The sequence below is a fragment of the Neorhizobium sp. SHOUNA12A genome (assembly GCF_023006505.1).
Taxonomy (GTDB): Bacteria; Pseudomonadota; Alphaproteobacteria; order Rhizobiales; family Rhizobiaceae; genus Neorhizobium.
In genome coordinates this window covers 1-18867 of record NZ_JALBGV010000024.1, presented here as the reverse complement: position 1 = coordinate 18867, position 18867 = coordinate 1, and the positions used below count along the sequence as shown (strand labels likewise).

The following is an 18867-nucleotide window of genomic DNA, read 5'->3' as shown; positions in this document are numbered from 1 at the left end:
GCGGATGCTTTATACGAGCAGAACCGTACCGTACGGTACGCAAAAGGATTTGAGAACGTGAGAGCCGACGCCACCGACATGCCCGAATTTTCGCCGCGCCAGAACGCCGTTCTGGAACAGGCGCTTCGGCTGCTCGTGGAAGGCGGCGAGAAGGCGCTGACGACCTCCGGTCTTGCCCGCGCCGCCAATTGCTCCAAGGAAAGCCTCTACAAGTGGTTTGGCGATCGCGAAGGCCTGCTGGCGGCGATGATCGCCCATCAGGCGAGCAAGGTGCGCACCTTTGAGCGTTCCGGCGAGCGGCTGACCGCTGATCTCCTGCGCGACCACCTCGAACTTTTTGCCCGCGATCTGCTGGAGGTTCTGGCCGGCGACGTTTCGCTGGCGCTGAACCGGCTGGCGATCGGCCAGGCGACCCGGGAAGGATCGAAGCTCGGCAAGCTTCTGCTCGAACACGGCCGCCGGCAGATTGATCGCCGTGCCATGGCGCTGATCGACCAGGGAAAGAGGGCAGGGCTGCTGCGCTTCGACAACGCGGATGCCGCCTATCACACGCTTTACGGCCTGATCGTTTCCGACCTGCATGTGCGCATGCTGCTCGGCGAACCCGGCCTCAAGGACAATGCGCGCCAGGCAGAGAGGGCGGTCGCTTCGTTCCTCACGCTGCACGGCACGCAGAAACAATCGGCAGACGTGCTCGGCGTCTCCGCTGGACGATAACAATCATCAACAGACCTCACGCATAGGGAAGGAAAAAACGATGCGCGTTTATTATGATCGGGATGCCGATATCAACCTCATCAAGTCCAAGAACGTTGCCATCATCGGCTACGGTAGCCAGGGTCGCGCACACGCGCTGAACCTCAAGGACTCGGGCGCCAAGAACGTCGTGATCGCGCTGAAGGCCGGTTCCGGGACCATCAAGAAGGCCGAAGCCGACGGCTTCAAGGTGATGACCGTTGCCGAGGCCGCCAAGTGGGCCGACCTGATGATGATGGCGACCCCGGACGAACTCCAGGCCGACATCTACAAGGCCGAAATTGCCGGCAACATCCGCGACGGCGCGGCAATCGCCTTCGCACACGGCCTCAACATCCATTTCGGCCTCATCGAGCCGAAGACCTCGGTCGACGTCGTCATGATCGCGCCGAAGGGCCCGGGCCACACGGTTCGCGGCGAATACCAGAAGGGCGGCGGCGTTCCCTGCCTCGTTGCCGTTCACCAGAACGCTTCCGGCAACGCGCTTGAACTCGCTCTCTCCTACGCCTGCGGCGTCGGCGGCGGTCGTTCGGGCATCATCGAAACCAACTTCCGCGAAGAATGCGAAACCGATCTCTTCGGCGAACAGGTCGTTCTCTGCGGCGGTCTCGTGGAGCTGATCCGCGCTGGTTTCGAAACCCTGACCGAAGCCGGTTACGCGCCGGAAATGGCCTATTTCGAGTGCCTGCACGAAGTGAAGCTGATCGTCGACCTGATCTATGAAGGCGGTATCGCCAACATGAACTACTCGATCTCCAACACGGCCGAGTGGGGCGAATACGTCACCGGTCCGCGCATCATCACCGAAGAAACCAAGGCCGAGATGAAGCGGGTCCTGAAGGACATTCAGACCGGCAAGTTCACTTCGGACTGGATGCAGGAATACCGTGCGGGCGGCTCGCGCTTCAAGGGCATCCGCCGCATGAACGACAGCCACCAGATCGAGGAAGTCGGCGCCAAGCTGCGCGGCATGATGCCCTGGATCGGCAAGAACAAGCTGGTCGACAAGAGCGTCAACTAAGACGAATGAGCCGGGGCGGAATCAGGTTTCCGCCCCGGATTTTGGAATATAAGTGACATGCGGCAGGTTTTCGAAATGCCGGTCGCAGGTCACCAGATCGGCGTCAAGGAGCCTTGCTGTCGCGTAGATGATGGCGTCTGCGGTCGGGAGCTTGAAACGGAGGGAAGCTTCGGCGGCATCCCAGGCTATCTCGGTGCCTAATTCAACGACGATACATTCGGTGGTATAGGACATGAAGCGTTCGGCGGATTCCTCGCCCCTCTCCCTTATCAACCATTTGCACATTTCCATTTGAACGATCGTCGGGACGATCAATTCGTGCGGTTCAGGTATCTCGTCCGCCAGGCGTGAAGCCAGGGGACTGTCGACCAGCCACTCGATCCACGCCGAACTGTCGATGACGCGCATCAGTAACGATCGTCCCTGTCCCGATAATTGCTCGTGTCAGCGCCTTTTGCTATTCCTCTCAGCTCGTCTCGCGTCGGTACCGGAACGAGAACGACGCTCTTGCCCTTAGGGATGAAGGCAAATTGCTGCCCAGCTTGCCAATTATGCTTTTCGCGGATTTCTTTGGGTATCGAGATCTGGAATTTGGAGGACAAGGTCGCCGTCGTCATGATCTTACCTTCTGCGGATCGATAGACTATGCGTAAGATAGTGCCGTTGCAGGCAAAATCAAAGGCGAAAAAAATCGCAGCTACCCCGATAGGTCAGTCTTGCTGACCTATCGGTCTTTGTGTAAAGATTGGGCATAGAAAATTGAAATAAGAGGAAACATCCCGTGCTTGATTGGGAACAAATCTTTGCGACGCGCTCCAGCCGCATGCGCGCCTCTGAAATCCGCGAGCTGCTGAAGCTGCTCGACCAGCCCGATATCATCTCTTTCGCAGGCGGCATTCCGGATCCGGCGCTGTTTCCGGACGTGGCCTTCAAGGAAGCCTATTCGGATATTTTTTCCAGTGCCCAGGTCGGGTCGGCGCTGCAGTATTCCGTCAGCGAAGGCTATAAGCCGTTGCGCGAATGGATCGCCCGCGACGTCGCCAAGATCGGTATCGACTGCACGCCCGACAACGTGTTCATCACGTCGGGATCGCAGCAGGCGCTCGATTATCTCGGCAAGCTGTTCCTGTCGCCGAACGACACGGCCCTCGTGACCTGGCCGACTTATCTCGGCGCACTTTCGGCCTTCAATGCCTATGAGCCGAATTACGACCAGCTCTCGCTGAACGGCAACCGCACGCCGGAAGCCTATCGCGACACCGCGGCCAAGACCGGCGGCGCCGTCAAGTTCGCCTATCTGTCTGCCGATTTTTCCAATCCGACCGGCGAGACGATCGACCTGGCGGCCCGCGAAAGGCTGCTGGCGCTTGCCGACGAACTTGATATTGCGATCCTCGAGGACGCCGCCTATCAGCACCTGCGGTATGATGGCGAGGCCATTCCGCCGATCATGGCGCTCGACATCGCCCGCCGGGGCGGTATCGAAAACACCCGCACCATCTACAGCGGCAGCTTCTCGAAGACGCTGGCGCCGGGCCTGCGCGTCGGTTTCGTCGTCGCGGCGATGCCGGTTATTCGCAAGCTGGTGCTGATGAAGCAGGCGGCCGACCTGCATTCTTCGACGATCAACCAGATTGCCATCGAGCACGTCGCCTCGCGCGGTTTCGACGCCCAGGTCGCCAAGATCAGGTCCGTTTACAGCAAGCGGCGCGATGCGATGCTGGCGGCTCTCGACAAATACATGCCGAAGACCGCCACCTGGACGCGTCCGGAAGGCGGCATGTTCGTGTGGGTAACCTTGCCGGAAGGCATGGACGGCGCCGAGTTGCTGGCAAAATCGATCGCCACGGAAAAGGTCGCCTTCGTTCCGGGCAAGGCGTTCTACGCGGACAGCAGCAATGCCAATACGCTGCGCATGAGCTTCTCCTGCGCCGACGAGGCGATGATCGACGAGGGTATCAAGCGGCTCGGCCGCCTGGTCTCCAACGCAATCCGGACGGCCGCCTGAGCCTAGGAAACATTTGGGTATGAAAAAGCCTGCCGCGGATAAACGGCAGGCTTTTTTGTTGGTCGACCTTCTTCGACTGTCCTGTTAGTCGGCGGCGAGGACGATGAGCATGTCGCTGTCCGCATAGGAGGTCATTTCGGCGCGGGGCGGATTGACGACCACGCCGCCGAGATTCCTGACATCGGCGGCGCCCGGCCGCTGGCGGCGGTGGCCGATGGCGATTTCGCCGCGGCGAAGGGCTGCCAGCGCTATAGTGAAGAAGTTTACGGGTTTCGAAATATCGACATAATCACTCATCGGCCGCATGTAGATCTCGGAGCCGGCCTCATCCAGAAGCTCTTCGAAGATCGCCGCCATGGATTCGTTTTCGGAGGCTTGAGCGAGCATCAGGCTGACCAGCTTGTTGCTGACGACGAAATCCTCGGCGCGGGTGACTTCCGCGAGCTCGCGGTTGCGCACGTCGATCATCTCGCTGACGACGCTGACATGCTTGCCGGCCGTCTCGCCGATCTTGCGGAGCTGCAAAAGAGTGATCAGCGTGCGGGTATCGGCCGATTGGGCCATCATGCTGTCGCTGTAGCCGAGAACCAGGACGTGGTCGTAGGAGGGGATGTCGAGCGCGTCGAGCGCCGGGCGGCTGCTGGTGTCGATCACCCGGTGATCGACGGCAAGCACGGACCTGTCGAGGTTCAGTGAGGCGACTTCCCCTTCGAATTCCGGCGTGTCGGCGGCGATCGTCAGCCGCGAGCCGGGCGCCACATAGCGGGCAAGTTCGGTCGCGATGATCGGGCCGCGGCGATTCCAGCCGAGGATCAGCGTGCGCTCCGCGGTCTTGGCTCGCTTGACGATCGCCTTGATGGCATTCTTGTCGATGCCCATGTCGCCGGACCAGGTTTTGATCGAGTCGTCATCTTCGGCGATGATGACCGCGCGATCACCGGCGGCGATCACCTGGTTGGGATTGGGGTTGAGATGAATGGCGCCGTCCTTGTCGCAGAGACCGATCAGGGTGCTCTTGTCGTAGGCCAGCACCGCATTGCCGAAGGATTTTCCGACGAGGTCGGGCTGTTCGAGCGTGTAGATTTCGCAGCCGTCGAAATCGAGCAGTTCGGAATAGACGGCACTCAGGCCCGCCTGGCGGCTGGTATGGACGACGATGCGGGCGATCAGGTCGTCGGCGAGCACCAGCTGCATTTCGCTACCGCCGACGATCCTTGCGACTTCGGCGTTGTCGGCGTCGCGGATTTCGGCGGCAATCATGTATTTTTCTGTCCGCCGGTTGGGATCGTTCACCAGCGCAAGCACCGTCTTGATCACCTGCGGGTCCGCGTCCTCACCTTCCGGTGACAGCACGATGATCGATCGCGAGGTTTGCGGATTGACGATGCCGAGATCGTAGAGGTCGGTCGGGTCGCCGCTGCGGCAGATGATCTTGGTGTTCTTGCGATCGACGACTTTGGTGGCGATCTCGTCTTCCATCTCCACCTTGTCCTTGTTCGCCATGATGACGATGCGAGGGTTGCGGCGGCTCTGGTTGGCGATGACGAGTTCCGAGATGACGTCGAAGATCGAGGGCGACCAGTTGAGGATGATCGTATGCTCGGTTTCGAGCACCCGCGAACGGCCCTTGCGCAGGTCGTCGAGCTTGTCTTCCAGGCCTGATGAGATGACGCCGATGAGTGCCGAGAAGACGAAGATGCCGGCGATTGTGACCAGTAGCATGATGATGCGGAAGCTCCAACCCTGGTCGGCACCCATGGTGCCGGCATCGAAGGTCCGCATCAGCGATTCCCACGTGCCTTCGACGAAGCCCAGCGGCTCTGCACCCTCCGGCGCGATGCCGGTTACGGCGAGAATAGCGCCGGCGATCATGATCACTACCAGCGATATCAGCGCCAGCCAGCCGATCAGCGCGATTGCGCCGCCCGCCATGCTCTTGTCGAACCCATAGCGCAGCTGCGCGCCCCAGTTTGCCCGGCTTTTCATCTTGTGTCCCCGAAATATACCCTATGGCACGAGATGGCAGGATTTGGTTGCGAAACAATTGAAGCGGCCGGGTTCGACAGTGCTGTCGGGCCGGAATGATTGGAGCACAGTAAATTTAGTCTTCGAATCCCGGCAGTCGCTGGTAAAAGGCGCCGTAAGGCGACGTCGCTCCACAGCCTGTCACATGGCTGTCAATCAGGAATGCTTATCGTCCGCACCTTATGTTCGAACAGGGACGCTCCGATGAAGAACCTTCTTTCCGCTTTCACCGCCCTCGTGGCTTTTGGCATGATTGCCGGCGCCGCCGAGGCCGCCGATCTCGTGCTTTATACCAGCCAGCCGAATGAGGACGCGCAGGCGACCGTCGATGGTTTCAAGGCTGCCAATCCGGGCCTCGACGTACAGTGGGTGCGCGACGGGACGCCGCAGATCATGGCCAAGCTCAATGCCGAGATTCAGGCCGGCAATCCGGCGGCCGACGTTCTCCTGATCGCCGACACGGTGACGCTGGAGCGGATGAAGCAGGCCGGCCAGCTGATGGCCTACAAGTCGCCGGAAGCCGCCAATTACGACAAGGCGCTCTATGACGCCGACGGCTTCTATTATTCGACCAAGCTGATCACCACCGGCATCATCTACAACACCCAAGCCGCGATGAAACCGACCAGCTGGGCGGACCTTGCCAAGCCGGAAGCCAAGGGCCTCGTGACGATGCCGAGCCCGCTCGCTTCGGGTGCCGCCCTCATCCACGCGCAGACGCTTGCCGGCGTATCCGGCCTCGGCTGGGACTATTACAAGAACCTCAAGGCAAACGGCGCGATTGCCGCCGGTGGTAACGGCGCGATCCTGAAATCCGTCGCCTCGGGCGAGAAGGCTTACGGTTTCGTGGTCGATTACCTGCCGATCCGCGAAAAGGCGAAGGGCGCTCCCGTCGAGTTCGTGTTCCCGAAGGAAGGCGTGTCTGCCGTCACCGAGCCCGCCGCGATCCTTGCCTCCACCAAGCATGCGGACAATGCCAAGAAGTTCATCGATTACGTGCTCTCGCAGAAGGGCCAGGAAGGTTTCCTGAAGCTCGGCTACATCCCGGCCCGCAACGGCATGGCCGTACCGGCCGGCTTCCCGGCGCGCGAGACGATCAAGGTCCTGCCGATCAATGCTCCCGAGGCGCTCAAGAACTCCGAGAAGGACGTCAAGGGTTTCGCGGATATCTTCGGCATCAAAGGCTGATATAAGCGCCATATGACGCGACCTCAAAAACAGGGAAACAGCCAGCCACGCTGGCTGTTTCCTTTTGTCGTAACCGTGATCTTCTGCCTGAGCGTGCTGCCGCTCGGCCGACTTGCCGCGACCGGAATCATGTCCGCCTTTCGGGGCGGGGCGAGCGAACTTCTGTCCGACCCGAGCCTGTGGCGGTCTGTCTATGACACGTTGTCGACCTCCTTCTTCGGCATGATCGCGGCCGTGGTCCTGGGCGGCGGTTTCGCGCTGCTGCTGACGCTGTTCGACATCCGCGGCAAGGCTCTCCTCGGTTTCCTGTTCATGCTGCCGACGATGATCCCGCCGCAGGTGACGGCGCTGTCCTGGATCGGCATGACCGGGCCTTCGAGCGCCCTCCTGAAGGCGCTGGGGCTTGCGCCGCCGCTCGGCTCGCCGCAGCCGCTCTATTCGGTGGGCGGCATCGCGCTGCTCTACGGCGTGCAGAATGCGGCACTCGTCTACCTGTCGCTACGGGCCGGGCTTCTGGCGCTGCCGCGCGACGGTGTAGAGGCGGCAAGGCTTTCCGGCGCGTCGTCCTTTCAGGTCCTGAAGGACGTCATCCTGCCGCTGTCTCTGCCCGGTTTTGCGGCGGGGGCGGCGATCGCTTTCGTATCCTGCGTCGGCAATTTCGGGATTCCGGCGATCCTCGGCATTCCTGCCGGGATCTACACGTTGCCGACCCTGATCTATTCAAAATTTGCCGCTTTCGGTCCTCGCACGTTCGCGGATATCTCCGTCCTGTCCGCCTTGATCGCCATACTGTCGGTCGTCGGGCTGATGGTCGAGGCACGGGTGCTGCGCGGCCGCGACTATCGCGTCATCGGCCTGTCGGGACAGGTCGCGGTGTTCCGGCTTGGCGCCTGGCGATGGCTTGCCGAACTGCTGCTCTGGCTGACGATCTTCCTGATCCTCTTCATGCCGCTCATTGCCCTCGTCGCAAGTTCGCTGGCGCCTGCCTATGGCGTGCCGCTCAGCACGGCGACCGCGACTACGAAAGCCTATGAGGAAATCCTCTTCCGCCAGGCGGCGACGCGCATCGCGTTCACGAATTCCCTCTCGCTGTCGCTTGCCACCGCCTTCGGTCTCCTGGTGGTGACGGTGCTGACCGGCTATTTTCTGGTGCGCAGCAAGAGCCGCTTCGTGGGCGTCATCTCGGCGCTGGCGGAAATTCCCTATGCGCTGCCGGGCATCGTGCTGGCAGTCGCCTTCATCCTGCTGTTCGCGGCGCCCATTCCGGTGATCGGCATCTCCATCTACGGGACGATCTGGATCATCCTGATCGCCTATTTCTCCAGCTTCTTCGCCGTCAGCCTGAAACCGGTGGTCAGCGCGTTCCGCCAGCTCGATCCCTCCCTTGAAGAGGCCGCGCGGCTTTCCGGCGCAGGTTTTGCCCGCCGTCTCGCCGATATTCTCGTGCCCCTGGTAGCACCAGCCGCGGGCGCTTCGGTGATCCTCGTGTTCCTGATCGCCTGCAACGAACTGACCGTCTCGGCGCTCCTCTGGTCGGCCGGCACCCAGACGCTCGGCGTGCTGATCTACAATCTCGATGACAGCGGCAGTTTCAACATCGCCGCCGCACTTTCCGTCCTCGTCGTCGTCATGGTGATCGCGATGATGATCGTGCTGGAACTGATGGCGAAACGTCTGCCGAAAGGTGTGGTCCCGTGGCGAAGCTGATCCTCAACCGTCTCTCCAAGACATTCGATCTGGGAGGCCGGGCGGCCGTCAACGACGTATCGCTGACGGTGCGGGAAGGGGGCTTCCTGGCCCTGCTGGGGCCTTCCGGCTGCGGTAAGACGACGGTGCTCCGGATGATCGCCGGCTTCGAACAGCCGAGTGACGGCTCGATCCTGCTCGGCGAGCGAGTTCTGGCAGATGCTGGCGAGATGGTGCCGCCCGAACATCGCAACATGGCGATGGTCTTCCAGTCCTATGCGCTCTGGCCGCATATGAGCGTCGCGGAGAATGTCGGTTATCCGCTGAAGGTCCGGGGCATTTCGGGCGAGAAGCGCGACCGTAAGGTCAAGGAGGCGCTTGCCGCCGTCCACCTCGAAACCTATGCCGACCGGCGCCCCGCCGATCTTTCCGGCGGACAGCGGCAGCGCGTGGCGCTTGCCCGCTGCCTCGTCACCGAACCGGATGTCGTGCTGCTCGACGAGCCGCTTGCCAATCTCGACCGGCACCTGCGCCAGGAAATGGAAGAGACGTTTCGCGAGTTTCATGCCCGGTCGGGCGCAACGATGATCTATGTCACCCATGACCAGGCGGAAGCGATGGCGCTAGCGACCGACGTCGCGGTCATGTCCGAGGGCCGGCTGCTGCAGGTGGCGACGCCCGAGGAGATCTATGCGCGGCCTGAGGGCCGGCTGGTCGGCGGTCTCGTGGGGCAGGGATCGATCCTATCATTGCCGTCACCCGTCGGTGACGGGCGGCTTCTCGAATGGCCGGCCATGCAGGACATTCTGGCGGATCGCACGGAACGGACTTGCGCCGACATTCTCGTGCGCCCGCAGGATGTCGAGATCGCCGCCGGGGGTGCCGCGGTGACGGTGCTGTCGGTTCTGTTCGAAGGCGAGCGTTATGCCTTGCGCCTTGCCTTGCCGGATGGGCAGACACTGCGCGCCTTCAGCCGCCATCCGGTAAAGTCCGGGGACAGGCTCGCCGTCGTCATCCGCTCGGCCTGGCGTCTTTAAACCGCCGGCCTTATCGGGCTCCGGAACATTGCCACCGGATGACCCTGCAGCCGCGGCTGTTCTGGCGGCAGGAGCCGATCGCCTGGTTTTCGGCCTCCCTGCGGTTGTAACCCCAGCCCGAGCCCCAGCCGTCAGGACCCTTGGCGACGGCGCCGCAAGCCTGATCGAACCAGATTGCGATCCGGCAGTCGCTGGCGTCGCAATTGGACTGTGCGGTCCGTTCGGCGCTTCGGCGGGTTGCATGATCGTAGGACCAGCCGAGCGCACCCGTGCGCGGCGAATAGGCGATGGCGCCAAATCCGTCCGCCATCGACTGGCCGGCACCGGCGAACAGAGCACAGAAGGACAGAGATGCCAGAATTATGCGTTTCATGTACAAGAACCCCCGACGGCAGATCGTACCCCGATCACAATAGTGCCGCTGGCCTGAAGGTCGCATCGGTACCGAATTTCTGCAACCGACTTTGTGGGTTGCCGATAATGACGACTTAAATTTCTCGATTCATTCGTTTTTATTACGAGCACCGGCGGTTAAGGTGAAGGCTGCAGCAGGATGGATTCGATGTCTCTACGTCTCGGCACCTTCAACATTGAAAACCTGATGACGCGTTTCGATTTTTCCGGCTGGCGCAACCAGCTTCGGCAGGACCGGGTGCTGCGGCTCTACGATGTGCAGGACAAGGCGGTCTACCAGCAGCTCGAACAGGCCCGCATGATCGCCGAGACTGACGACACCCGGCAGCTTTCAGCGCTGGCGATCGCCGACGCGGATGCCGACATCCTCTGCCTTCAGGAGGTCGACAGCATGCCGGCCCTGCAGGCCTTCGAATATGGCTATCTCTACCGCATGGTCGGCAACGGCTATCGCCAGAAATATCTGGTCGAGGGCAATGATTCGCGCGGCATCGACGTTGCCGTGCTGATGCGCGAGGAGACCCGCAGCGGCGAGAAAATCGAGGTGCAGGACGTGCGCAGTCACGCGATGCTGACCTATCAGGATCTCGGCCTCTTCAACGACGAACTGGCGCTCAGCAACCAGGCGCATGACAAGATCTTCAAGCGCGACTGCCTGGAATTGGAGCTGACGATCGGGGGCAAGCCGTTCTCGCTGTTCGTCGTGCACTTCAAATCCATGGGCAATGCCCGCGACGGCCAGGACGGCCGCACGGGCACGATGGCGATCCGCATCGCTGAGGCGAAAGCGGTGCGCCAGATCGTCGAACGCCGTTTCGGTAAGAGCCGAACGGCGGACAAGAACTTCGCCATCTGCGGCGACATGAACGATTATCAGGAAAAGGTGCAGGTGATCGGCACCCGCCGCGAAGGATACCGGTTCGAACCGCGGCGCGAAGAGGCAAGTGCGCTGAACGTCTTCACCGACGACGACTTCGTGGTGAACCCGACTACGCGCCGCGACGTGATGGATCGCTGGACGCTTTATCATGCACGCGGTCCGGAGGAGCAGCATCTCTGCCAGCTCGATTATATCTGGCTGTCGCCGGCGCTCGCCGAGCACAACCCCGACAGCGTTCCGGAGATCATCCGCGGCGGCCAGCCTTATCGCACGGTCTTTCCGCCGGGGCAGGAAGTGGAACGGTTTCCGCGCATCGGATGGGACCGGCCGAAGGCATCGGACCATTGCCCCGTCGTGATGTCTCTGGAGCTTCGATGACCATCCAGACGATCAGCGGCTGGCCGCCTGAAAATACCGTCTTCGAGGTCGAGGCTTTCGATCTTTCGGTCCTGCCCGGAGCACATCCCATCTACGTCGCGCACCGGGACGATATCGAGGAGAACTGGGGGCGGGAAGCGGCGGCCAATCCGCATCTCTTCAACGGCCAGATGGTGCTGCAGAACAGGCTTTCGTTCCGGGACGGCGTGATCATCGGCGAGGCGCATGTCATCCCCTATTCGACGCTCTTGTGGTGGCGGAAACAGCCCGATCCGGCCGGCGCCTTCCATCTCTTCGGCTTCGCCGTGCCCGTCTCGTCCGATGGGGCAATCATCGCCGTCCGGATGAGCGAAAGGACCGCCAATCCGGGCCAGGTCTATTGCGCCGCCGGTTCACTCGATCTTCTGGACATCGTCGACGGCAAGCTCGATCTCGAGGCCAATATGCGCCGCGAAGTGCGGGAGGAAACCGGCCTCGATCTCGCCGACGCGAAGGCGGACCGGCAGCTCTTCGCCAGCTACAGCGGGCACCGGGTCGTCGGTTTCCGCTTCCATCGCTTCGATCTTACGGCGCGGGAGATGCTGGCACGCATCGCCGAACATATGGTGCACGACGAGGAAAAGGAGATTGCCGGTGCGGTGGCGATCCGCTCGGCCGATCGCGGCGCTCATCCCTACAGCCCGTTGATGTTCCCGATTCTCGACCTGTTTTTCGGCCATTCGATGCGCTGAACAGGGGTTGCTTTGAACCGACCGGTCGGGCAGTTTGGCGCCATCGAAACACGAGGAGGTGTGGTTGGCCCGTCGCTACAGCATCTATGATGTCTTCACCGATAGACGACTTGCCGGCAATCCGCTGGCGGTGATTGTCGACGGAGACGACCTTGCCGACGACAAAATGCAGGCGATCGCCAGGGAGATGAATCTCTCCGAGACGGTGTTCGTTCAGTCTTCCGCGAATGCCGCTTATGCAGCCCGTCTGCGCATCTTCACGCCGGGCCGCGAACTGCCTTTCGCCGGGCATCCGACCGTTGGAACGGCAGTGGCGCTTGCCGAACTCAATCATGGGTCTGGTGGGCAGCTCGACATGGACCTTGTCTGCGTGCTGGAGGAAAATGTCGGCCCGGTGCGCTGCGCCGTGCGGTTTCGTGCCGGCGAGGCGGGGTTTGCCGAATTCGACCTGCCGCGAAAGCCGGTGCGGATCGAGCTGCCGCTCGACCGGCAGGGGCTCGCCGATGCGCTTAGCGTCAAATCGACGGATATCGGTTTCGAGAACCATGTCGCCTCCATCTGGAGCGCCGGTGTGCCCTTCCTGATGATCCCGCTGCACAATCTGGCAACGGTGCAGAATCTCGAATTCGACACGGCCTTGTGGGAAAAAGCGGCGCCGTTCGTCGAGGGCGCTCTGGCATCGGCATACGTCTATTGCCGCAGCGGCGTGAACCATCAGGCAAAGTTCCATGCCCGGATGTTCTCGCCCGACATGGGGATTTCCGAGGATCCGGCCACGGGCGCTGCCGTTGCCGCACTCTCCGGCGCAATCCGGCATTTCGATGCGCTGCCGGACGGCCATCACCCGGTGCTGGTGGAGCAGGGGGTGGAGATGGGGCGTCCGTCCCTGATCCATCTGCATATCGATGTGAAGGAGGGAGAGATCGCCAGGGCCCGCATCGGCGGCCAGGCGATCAAGGTCGCGGAAGGCACGCTCTATCTTTGAATTTCGCCGCTTGTCGATGATTGCGATATTGTGACGCATTAAGACTTTGAAACTTTTCGTTTTTGCGTCGCTTATCGAGCTGCGGAGAGGTTTCCGTCAGGCGCAAAATCCGACCTCATGGATTTTTTGCCCGGTCGGGCGAATAATTTTCACCGAGCCGCTGGACAAGCCGAACGATCCCCTTTATACGCCCTCACACCGCTGGCGAGCACGCCTCGCACAGATGGTTCTTGGGTGATTAGCTCAGTTGGTAGAGCAGCTGACTCTTAATCAGCGGGTCGTAGGTTCGAGCCCTACATCACCCACCATTTCTTCAACGATATCAATTCGTTGTGCGCCAACATTAAAGATCATATTTAAATCTAAGGATGACGCTGCGATCACAAGAGGCTCCTCTGAGAGATCGCATGCAGAAGCGTCTACACGCGCAGATTTGGCCTCCCGAATTTCTATGGATAACACCTTTGAGACACCCCATCGGTGAAGCTAAGGGTCTTCGGTGCAAAGTCGAGAGCGGCCGACGACCTTGGTGACGTTGGCGAGAAATGCTCGCAGTAGGCGACATCGTCAGCGGCTGGAGAACAGTGATCGAAGTTTCCCAGGGAAGTTGGTGCCTTGTCGCCGGGAGGCCCCAGCGGCAAGGCTTTGGATCCAACGGTCATCTACGGCAACGTGTATCGACTGCAAACCGCCGGCAGTGCGATTCCTGGGTCCGGAGCAAACCCCCGACAGGATCGTCCTACGAATATACGGTCGTAGTGCTGTCGATGTACCCCATTTCAACGAATCTGGATTTAATGACGTCGGAGATCTTCTGGAAGCGGATAAGTTGACGCCACGACAAAGCTGACACGATCAACGCAAGTGCCGGAAGGACCAGGACAATCAACCACCAGCCGGCCATGAAAATGTAGACGCATAAGAGTGCAAGCAACACGGTTGCAATCTTCGAGAACAGCAGCAGTCCTGCGGAAACTCCGCGCTCAATCCCGTAGGTGTTTTCACTGGCATAGCCAAGAACAAGGTTCTTGAAGTGGTGACCTGTAGACTTGCCGCCGAGGATGACCGGCTTGTCAAGCATCTGCCCCTTTTCATGCACGAAAGCAATTGTAGCGATCGGGGGCTTGGCGAGGTTCAGAGCGACTGCACTCGTCAAGAGCTTCGGAGTGACCATCAACGAGACTGCGACATCGTCCAGCCGGACTTTTGAGCCATCGGCACGCTGCAATTCGATGTGTGTGTAGAACCGGCTATTTCCATATGAGCGGTTTTCACCGACTTCAATAATCTCACCGGTCTCGAAGATAACGTTCTTCATCCGAGAATTCCTTCAGATTTGATAGCTGTATAATGTTGAAATTTACTGCAATCCGTCACTCGGACAGATCGAAAACGAGCCTGGCATTCGGACCTTTGTCGCTATATCCGATGACGTTGCAGCCTTCCCTGACAGGCGCCCTGCCCAAAAGCGTCAGATTTCCGCCTTGGTAATGGCCGCTGACGAGGTACGGCGCCGGAGCGCAGCCTTTCTTATAGGTGTAGGCGATCCCCGAGAACCACTCGTTCGGAACCTCCCAGCCACGGACAAGCACGGTGTCTTCCGTGACCGTTCCGGCCAGAGACTGTTTGGGCTCTGCATAGACGATGATGTGCTGGCGCTGGTGATTGAACATCGCCGACTTGTTGTGGCCGATGTGTTCTCCATACTTTTCGTCGTTGGGGCCCAGCTTAAACGTCTGGTCGACCGGAACGGTTTTGTAAGGCCATCCCATCGGACATAGCGTAAGCCACAGGCCACCGAACTCACGGCCTCGATCGGCATCCGACATACCGAGACGCTTGCCTGTCGCAGCGTCTTTGACGCCGACATACCCCTGAAAGTTCTGGTTCTTGGTCTCGGGGCCGTCGAAGAGGTAATGCTTGCCATCAGTCCAGAGATCGCCCGTCTCGCAATTGGCGGTGGCTTCGTAGACATGATCAGCGGACGATTCAAGCGCGTCGGATACGCAGTTCTTCTTTCCAGGATACCAGTTCCCACACCACGATTTCGCCGACTCCGGTGTGACCTTCGCCTTCATCGTGGACTTTGTCCCGCCGTAATCGGTGGCCTCGGTGATGATCGCAGTGGTCGTCTGCTTAAACAAAGGGTACTCGTCGCCGATCGGTGCGGGCGGCATTGAAGGGATGGTCGCGGATAAGAAAATGGCTGCGGACAAAAGTGGCATAGCAATGTTTTCCGGATTGAAGATGGTCGTCGATGGGGGTGACCATAGACCGGAAAAGCTGCGGAAGAATTTCGCGTATACGTAGAAAACTTTGCCGACGATTATCAGCGCATCAACCTTTCCGAACTCATTGTTACGTTTCCGCCAAAACGCAACAACGGCCGCACTTGTTGCTGCTCTCCGCCGGCAGGGCTACTTTCATCCCCAATCCCGTTTCTTTTGCTCCCTCGACGGGAACTCCGGCGCCTGATCGGCATTTGGTCTGCAAGACGAAATGGGAGCGCGGTCATGAAGCCAATCCTCTTGCTTTTGGGCAGCCTTGTCCTGCTCGTTCTGGTGTTCCTGAGCGGCGTGATCATTACCGCGAACGTGATCGCCGTGCCCGAACCCCATAAGTTCGCCAATATGGATACGCCGGACCTGTGGACCTCCAAACCGAAGGCCGTCGACACCGCCGGCCAGGATTATCAGCGCCCGCCCGCTGCGACGCCTCCGGCTTCGGTTGCAGCTGATACGCGGGAAACGCCCGCTGTCCAGCAGACCGCCACGGGGGTAGCCGTCGACAATACAGTGACCGGGTCCATCAATCCGCAGCAGCCGGCTACAGTGCCGCAGTCGCAGGACGAGAGGAAAGCCATGCTCGATCCCGCCCAGGCCGACTGGTGCTCCGCGCGATACAAATCCTATCGAGCCGAAGACAACAGTTACCAGCCTTTCAGCGGCGGCTCCCGCCGGCAGTGCCGGGCACCGGGCGCTGCCGCGACCGGGACCGTTGCCGCGGCACCGATGCGTGATCAGCCGCAAGCTCTGCAGATGCAGGATGAATTGCAGCCGCTTCCAGAAAGACCGGCTACCCGCGCCAATCAACGGGCGAATGACGGAGCGGTAGGCTACGCACAGTCGCGGGCGATCGAGGCCGACGCTCCAGCCGGATCCCATGAGGAATGGTGTTTTGCCCGTTACCGGTCCTACCAGGCCGAGGACAACAGCTATCAGCCCTTCGCCGGCGGCCCGCGCCGCCAATGCCAATCGCCTTTCGGCTGATCACCAGCTCAGGCGGCGCGTTGGACGAGGTTCTTCGCCATCATCATATGCACGCCCTTGCAGCCGTTGACGGTCTGGGTGATGCGCAGGTCGCCGGCAAGGCTGCAGAGCGTATAGGCATCTTCCCGCGACAGGCCGCCTTTTTCGCCGAGCAGCACGATCATGTCACGCAGCGCCATGACGGCGCATTGGTCGAGATCCGGATCCATGCCCATGGTAATGTAATGCGTCGGCGTTTCAGCCCGTGGATAGACGAAATCAAGATCGTCGCGCACGGTAAGCCGGAAGGTGCCGCGCAGCGCCGTCTCGATGGCGGTAATGCAGACCTCGCCGTCGCCCTGCGCACCATGGCCGTCTCCGCAGGAAAACAGCGCGCCCTCGTTGAAGATCGGCAGATAAAGCGTGGTGCCGGCGACCAGTTCCTTGTTGTCGATATTGCCGGCGTGCGAACGCGGCATGATCGAGGTGATGCGGCCCCAGTTCGGCGGCGGAGCGACGCCCATGACCCCGAAGAAGGGCGCCAGCGGCAGGTCGAGACCCCAGGGCAGGCGGCCGACATTCCCCTGCTTGTCGAGCGGGATGGTGATCATCCGCGGCCTTTCGAAATCATAGGGGAGCGTGCCGGCAAGCGGGCGGATGACGTTATAGCCCCAGTCCTGGCGCAGCTCGACATCGAGGATCTTCACCTCCAGCACCTGGCCGGGCCTGGCTCCGCGCACGGCGACCGGGCCGGTCAGGATATGGCCCTGCATGATCGGCCGGCAGTTTTCGTGAATTTCGAGATGTTCGGGAAGGATGGTGAACCCTTCCTTCGGCAGAACTTCCGCAGGGCCGGAGACCGTGTCGATCACCACCGTGTCGCCGCTGTCGATCGTCAGCACCGGCTCGCGGGCGGCGTCGAAATAACCCCAGGCGCAGGTTTTGGAAGAGGCGGAGACGTGATGTTGCATGGCCGGGCTCGCTTATCTGATCCGGGGAGAGACTAGCCGATTTTACTTTGCACGCCAGTCCGCAAATCCAGCCCAGTTCGCGACGATTGATTTGCTAGTTGGGCCGTTGCCGCAAGTCTTAGGCCGTTCCGGCGGCCTCCGGTCTCGTGGTTGCCATGCGGCGTTCGGTCTGGCGCAGGCAGAGCGCCAGGACCAGGCCGAGCCCTGTTGCGGCGGCGATGTAGAACGGTGCGCCCTGCCAGCCGGATGCTGCAACGATCGACGCGAGCAGCATTGGTCCGAAGACCTGGCCGATATTGGAGCCCTGCATGACGAAGCCGCTGAACGTTCCGACGAGGTCTCGGCGCGGTGCATAGACGGGCAACGAGCCCATGATGGTCGCCGGCAGGACGCCGCCCGACACCGCGTAAAGCACCGAGGCACCGTAGCGCATCCAGAGCGGAAAGCTGTGGCCGAAGACGACGAAGGCGGTCAGCGTCAGCATCACGCAGGGACCGGCAATCAGCACCCAGCGCGGGGCACCCCAACGCGCGAAGACGCCGCCGAATATGTTGCCGACGCCGTTCGCGAGCACTGCCAGCGCGGTCATGATGGACGCAGCCGCGAGGCCGGTTCCCATTTCCTCGATCAGCAGCGTCGGCAGGAAACCGAAGACGGACATGAAGCTGGCGCTGTAGGCGGCGAAAATACCGGAGAGTATCCAGGACATCGGCCGGGACGCGGTGAGCTTGACGGCCGTCAGCAGCGACGTCGTCGGATGTCCGGCAGTTTGTGGTTTTGGAAGGCGCATCGCCAGCAGGGCTACCATCGGAATGACGCTGAGCATGGCGGCGAAAATCCAGGAACCCTGCCAGCCGAAGCTCGGCAGCAGGAAGGGCGAGATCATCATCATCACCGCAATGCCGACCGGCATCCAGATACCCCAGAGCGCGAAGGCAAGGCCGGTGTCGCGCGGCTCGACCGAGGCCGCAATCAGGCCGGGGGCTGCGACCGAGACCATGATGAGGCCGACGCTTTCGAGCACGCGACTGGCGAAGATCACCATTTGCGAATGGGTGAGGGCGCCGATCAGGCTGCCGGCGATCAGCAACGCGAGGCCGAGGATCATCGCGCGCCGATGGGTCAGGTAATCGGTGAACCGGCCGATCAGGATGCCGCAGGCGGCGCCGAGAGCGCTTGCCAAGCCCATTAGCCAGCCGGCAGCCACGAGATCGATGCCGAGTTCGGAGCGCAGCATGGGGATAGCTGGCGGTACCTTGCCGACGTGCAGGGCCGCAGCGATGCCGCCCAGAACGGCGATTGTGACATGTCCCCAACGCGTCATGCTGACTCTATTCCAATCATCGAACAAACATCCGACCGCTTTATCACCCCCGTACGAACCGAGGCATAAATTCCGTCGCGGACGGCATGATTTCTTAGCCTAGGTGTTTAGTCCCGGCATTTGATGGATTGGATCGATGATGAATCGATCCGGCTCCAAAGTCCACCGTTTGCATATGAACTCGTAGGGCGTGAGGCCCTTTAGCGTCTTGAGCC

General features: G+C 61.0%; 18 protein-coding genes, 1 tRNA gene and 1 pseudogene. 11 read left to right on the top strand and 9 right to left on the bottom strand.

Annotation, left to right across the window (positions count from 1 at the left end; genetic code table 11):
* Positions 1 to 78 precede the first annotated feature (78 nt).
* Both MOV63_RS13200 and ilvC read left to right on the top strand, forming a co-directional pair.
* Entirely contained in the window at positions 79 to 717 is a 639-nt protein-coding gene (locus tag MOV63_RS13200) for a TetR/AcrR family transcriptional regulator (RefSeq protein WP_038543383.1), read from the top strand.
* A gap of 40 nt (positions 718 to 757) precedes the next feature.
* Positions 758 to 1777: a ketol-acid reductoisomerase gene (gene ilvC, locus MOV63_RS13195; RefSeq protein WP_037082110.1), complete on the top strand. Its 1020-nt coding sequence runs from the start codon at positions 758 to 760 to the stop codon at positions 1775 to 1777.
* 21 nt (positions 1778 to 1798) lie between these two features.
* On the opposite strand, the gene MOV63_RS13190 is transcribed toward ilvC, so the two are convergent.
* Both MOV63_RS13190 and MOV63_RS13185 read right to left on the bottom strand, forming a co-directional pair.
* Complete coding sequence (locus MOV63_RS13190) at positions 1799 to 2185, bottom strand: type II toxin-antitoxin system VapC family toxin (RefSeq protein WP_247034126.1); 387 nt, start codon at positions 2183 to 2185, stop codon at positions 1799 to 1801.
* The gene (locus tag MOV63_RS13185; protein WP_038543378.1) at positions 2185 to 2394 is read right to left on the bottom strand and encodes an AbrB/MazE/SpoVT family DNA-binding domain-containing protein; all 210 of its coding nucleotides are present in this window, start codon (positions 2392 to 2394) and stop codon (positions 2185 to 2187) included. Before MOV63_RS13185 ends, MOV63_RS13190 begins: the two co-directional genes overlap by 1 nt.
* A 164-nt stretch (positions 2395 to 2558) precedes the next feature.
* Between MOV63_RS13185 and MOV63_RS13180 the strand changes: the two genes are divergently transcribed.
* Entirely contained in the window at positions 2559 to 3785 is a 1227-nt protein-coding gene (locus MOV63_RS13180; RefSeq protein ID WP_247034124.1) for a PLP-dependent aminotransferase family protein, read from the top strand.
* Between the two features lie 84 nt (positions 3786 to 3869).
* Here the strand turns inward: MOV63_RS13180 and MOV63_RS13175 are convergent, their stop codons facing one another.
* Positions 3870 to 5771, bottom strand: a complete 1902-nt coding sequence (locus MOV63_RS13175) for a CASTOR/POLLUX-related putative ion channel (RefSeq protein WP_247034122.1) — start codon at positions 5769 to 5771, stop codon at positions 3870 to 3872.
* A 243-nt stretch (positions 5772 to 6014) separates the two neighbouring features.
* Here MOV63_RS13175 and MOV63_RS13170 point away from each other — a divergent pair, with 243 nt between their 5' ends.
* From MOV63_RS13170 to MOV63_RS13160, 3 genes are read left to right on the top strand one after another with little or no spacing between them, the layout of a single operon-like run.
* Positions 6015 to 6998, top strand: a complete 984-nt coding sequence (locus MOV63_RS13170) for an ABC transporter substrate-binding protein (protein ID WP_247034120.1) — start codon at positions 6015 to 6017, stop codon at positions 6996 to 6998.
* A gap of 12 nt (positions 6999 to 7010) precedes the next feature.
* On the top strand, positions 7011 to 8705 hold the full coding sequence (locus MOV63_RS13165) for an iron ABC transporter permease (protein ID WP_247034118.1): 1695 nt from the start codon (positions 7011 to 7013) through the stop codon (positions 8703 to 8705).
* Entirely contained in the window at positions 8693 to 9721 is a 1029-nt protein-coding gene (locus tag MOV63_RS13160; RefSeq protein WP_038543370.1) for an ABC transporter ATP-binding protein, read from the top strand. Before MOV63_RS13165 ends, MOV63_RS13160 begins: the two co-directional genes overlap by 13 nt.
* 10 nt (positions 9722 to 9731) lie before the next feature.
* Here MOV63_RS13160 and MOV63_RS13155 read toward each other — a convergent pair whose 3' ends face one another.
* Complete coding sequence (locus MOV63_RS13155) at positions 9732 to 10094, bottom strand: DUF4189 domain-containing protein (RefSeq protein WP_038543367.1); 363 nt, start codon at positions 10092 to 10094, stop codon at positions 9732 to 9734.
* Between the two features lie 189 nt (positions 10095 to 10283).
* On the opposite strand from MOV63_RS13155, the gene MOV63_RS13150 reads away from it, so the two are divergent.
* From MOV63_RS13150 to MOV63_RS13135, 4 genes are all read left to right on the top strand, one after another.
* On the top strand, positions 10284 to 11393 hold the full coding sequence (locus tag MOV63_RS13150; protein WP_247034116.1) for an endonuclease/exonuclease/phosphatase family protein: 1110 nt from the start codon (positions 10284 to 10286) through the stop codon (positions 11391 to 11393).
* Positions 11390 to 12124, top strand: coding sequence for an NUDIX domain-containing protein (locus MOV63_RS13145; RefSeq protein ID WP_247034114.1), 735 nt, complete (start codon positions 11390 to 11392; stop codon positions 12122 to 12124). The genes MOV63_RS13150 and MOV63_RS13145 overlap by 4 nt, the downstream gene beginning before the upstream one ends.
* A 64-nt stretch (positions 12125 to 12188) precedes the next feature.
* Positions 12189 to 13109: a PhzF family phenazine biosynthesis protein gene (locus tag MOV63_RS13140; protein ID WP_247034112.1), complete on the top strand. Its 921-nt coding sequence runs from the start codon at positions 12189 to 12191 to the stop codon at positions 13107 to 13109.
* Between the two features lie 232 nt (positions 13110 to 13341).
* Positions 13342 to 13417: transfer RNA gene (locus tag MOV63_RS13135), tRNA-Lys, on the top strand.
* A 431-nt stretch (positions 13418 to 13848) separates the two neighbouring features.
* On the opposite strand, the gene MOV63_RS13130 is transcribed toward MOV63_RS13135, so the two are convergent.
* On the bottom strand, positions 13849 to 14427 hold the full coding sequence (locus MOV63_RS13130; protein WP_038543358.1) for a hypothetical protein: 579 nt from the start codon (positions 14425 to 14427) through the stop codon (positions 13849 to 13851).
* 55 nt (positions 14428 to 14482) lie between these two features.
* Entirely contained in the window at positions 14483 to 15334 is an 852-nt protein-coding gene (locus tag MOV63_RS13125) for a hypothetical protein (protein ID WP_247034110.1), read from the bottom strand.
* Between the two features lie 288 nt (positions 15335 to 15622).
* Here MOV63_RS13125 and MOV63_RS13120 point away from each other — a divergent pair, with 288 nt between their 5' ends.
* A complete protein-coding gene (locus MOV63_RS13120) occupies positions 15623 to 16378 on the top strand; it encodes a BA14K family protein (protein WP_247034109.1) in 756 nt (251 codons plus the stop codon).
* Positions 16379 to 16386: 8 nt separating this feature from the next.
* On the opposite strand, the gene MOV63_RS13115 is transcribed toward MOV63_RS13120, so the two are convergent.
* The 3 genes and pseudogenes from MOV63_RS13115 to MOV63_RS13105 all read right to left on the bottom strand — a co-directional run.
* Positions 16387 to 17328 (bottom strand): acetamidase/formamidase family protein, encoded by a 942-nt coding sequence (locus tag MOV63_RS13115; protein WP_038543356.1) that lies wholly within the window; start codon positions 17326 to 17328, stop codon positions 16387 to 16389.
* Between the two features lie 118 nt (positions 17329 to 17446).
* A complete protein-coding gene (locus tag MOV63_RS13110) occupies positions 17447 to 18652 on the bottom strand; it encodes a CynX/NimT family MFS transporter (RefSeq protein WP_247034108.1) in 1206 nt (401 codons plus the stop codon).
* A gap of 99 nt (positions 18653 to 18751) precedes the next feature.
* Positions 18752 to 18867 (bottom strand): annotated as a pseudogene (locus MOV63_RS13105) (IS481 family transposase); the annotation flags it as partial.

What these genes read in the sequence shown, in the direction of transcription:
- MOV63_RS13165 (WP_247034118.1), top strand. Translation starts at nt 7,011, where the DNA reads ATGACGCGACCTCAAAAACAGGGAAACAGCCAGCCACGCTGGCTGTTT.
- MOV63_RS13130 (WP_038543358.1), bottom strand. Translation starts at nt 14,427, where the DNA reads ATGAAGAACGTTATCTTCGAGACCGGTGAGATTATTGAAGTCGGTGAA.
- ilvC (WP_037082110.1), top strand. Translation starts at nt 758, where the DNA reads ATGCGCGTTTATTATGATCGGGATGCCGATATCAACCTCATCAAGTCC.
- MOV63_RS13190 (WP_247034126.1), bottom strand. Translation starts at nt 2,185, where the DNA reads ATGCGCGTCATCGACAGTTCGGCGTGGATCGAGTGGCTGGTCGACAGT.
- MOV63_RS13120 (WP_247034109.1), top strand. Translation starts at nt 15,623, where the DNA reads ATGAAGCCAATCCTCTTGCTTTTGGGCAGCCTTGTCCTGCTCGTTCTG.
- MOV63_RS13170 (WP_247034120.1), top strand. Translation starts at nt 6,015, where the DNA reads ATGAAGAACCTTCTTTCCGCTTTCACCGCCCTCGTGGCTTTTGGCATG.
- MOV63_RS13145 (WP_247034114.1), top strand. Translation starts at nt 11,390, where the DNA reads ATGACCATCCAGACGATCAGCGGCTGGCCGCCTGAAAATACCGTCTTC.
- MOV63_RS13155 (WP_038543367.1), bottom strand. Translation starts at nt 10,094, where the DNA reads ATGAAACGCATAATTCTGGCATCTCTGTCCTTCTGTGCTCTGTTCGCC.
- MOV63_RS13185 (WP_038543378.1), bottom strand. Translation starts at nt 2,394, where the DNA reads ATGACGACGGCGACCTTGTCCTCCAAATTCCAGATCTCGATACCCAAA.
- MOV63_RS13125 (WP_247034110.1), bottom strand. Translation starts at nt 15,334, where the DNA reads ATGCCACTTTTGTCCGCAGCCATTTTCTTATCCGCGACCATCCCTTCA.
- MOV63_RS13110 (WP_247034108.1), bottom strand. Translation starts at nt 18,652, where the DNA reads ATGACGCGTTGGGGACATGTCACAATCGCCGTTCTGGGCGGCATCGCT.
- MOV63_RS13175 (WP_247034122.1), bottom strand. Translation starts at nt 5,771, where the DNA reads ATGAAAAGCCGGGCAAACTGGGGCGCGCAGCTGCGCTATGGGTTCGAC.
- MOV63_RS13200 (WP_038543383.1), top strand. Translation starts at nt 79, where the DNA reads ATGCCCGAATTTTCGCCGCGCCAGAACGCCGTTCTGGAACAGGCGCTT.
- MOV63_RS13150 (WP_247034116.1), top strand. Translation starts at nt 10,284, where the DNA reads ATGTCTCTACGTCTCGGCACCTTCAACATTGAAAACCTGATGACGCGT.
- MOV63_RS13115 (WP_038543356.1), bottom strand. Translation starts at nt 17,328, where the DNA reads ATGCAACATCACGTCTCCGCCTCTTCCAAAACCTGCGCCTGGGGTTAT.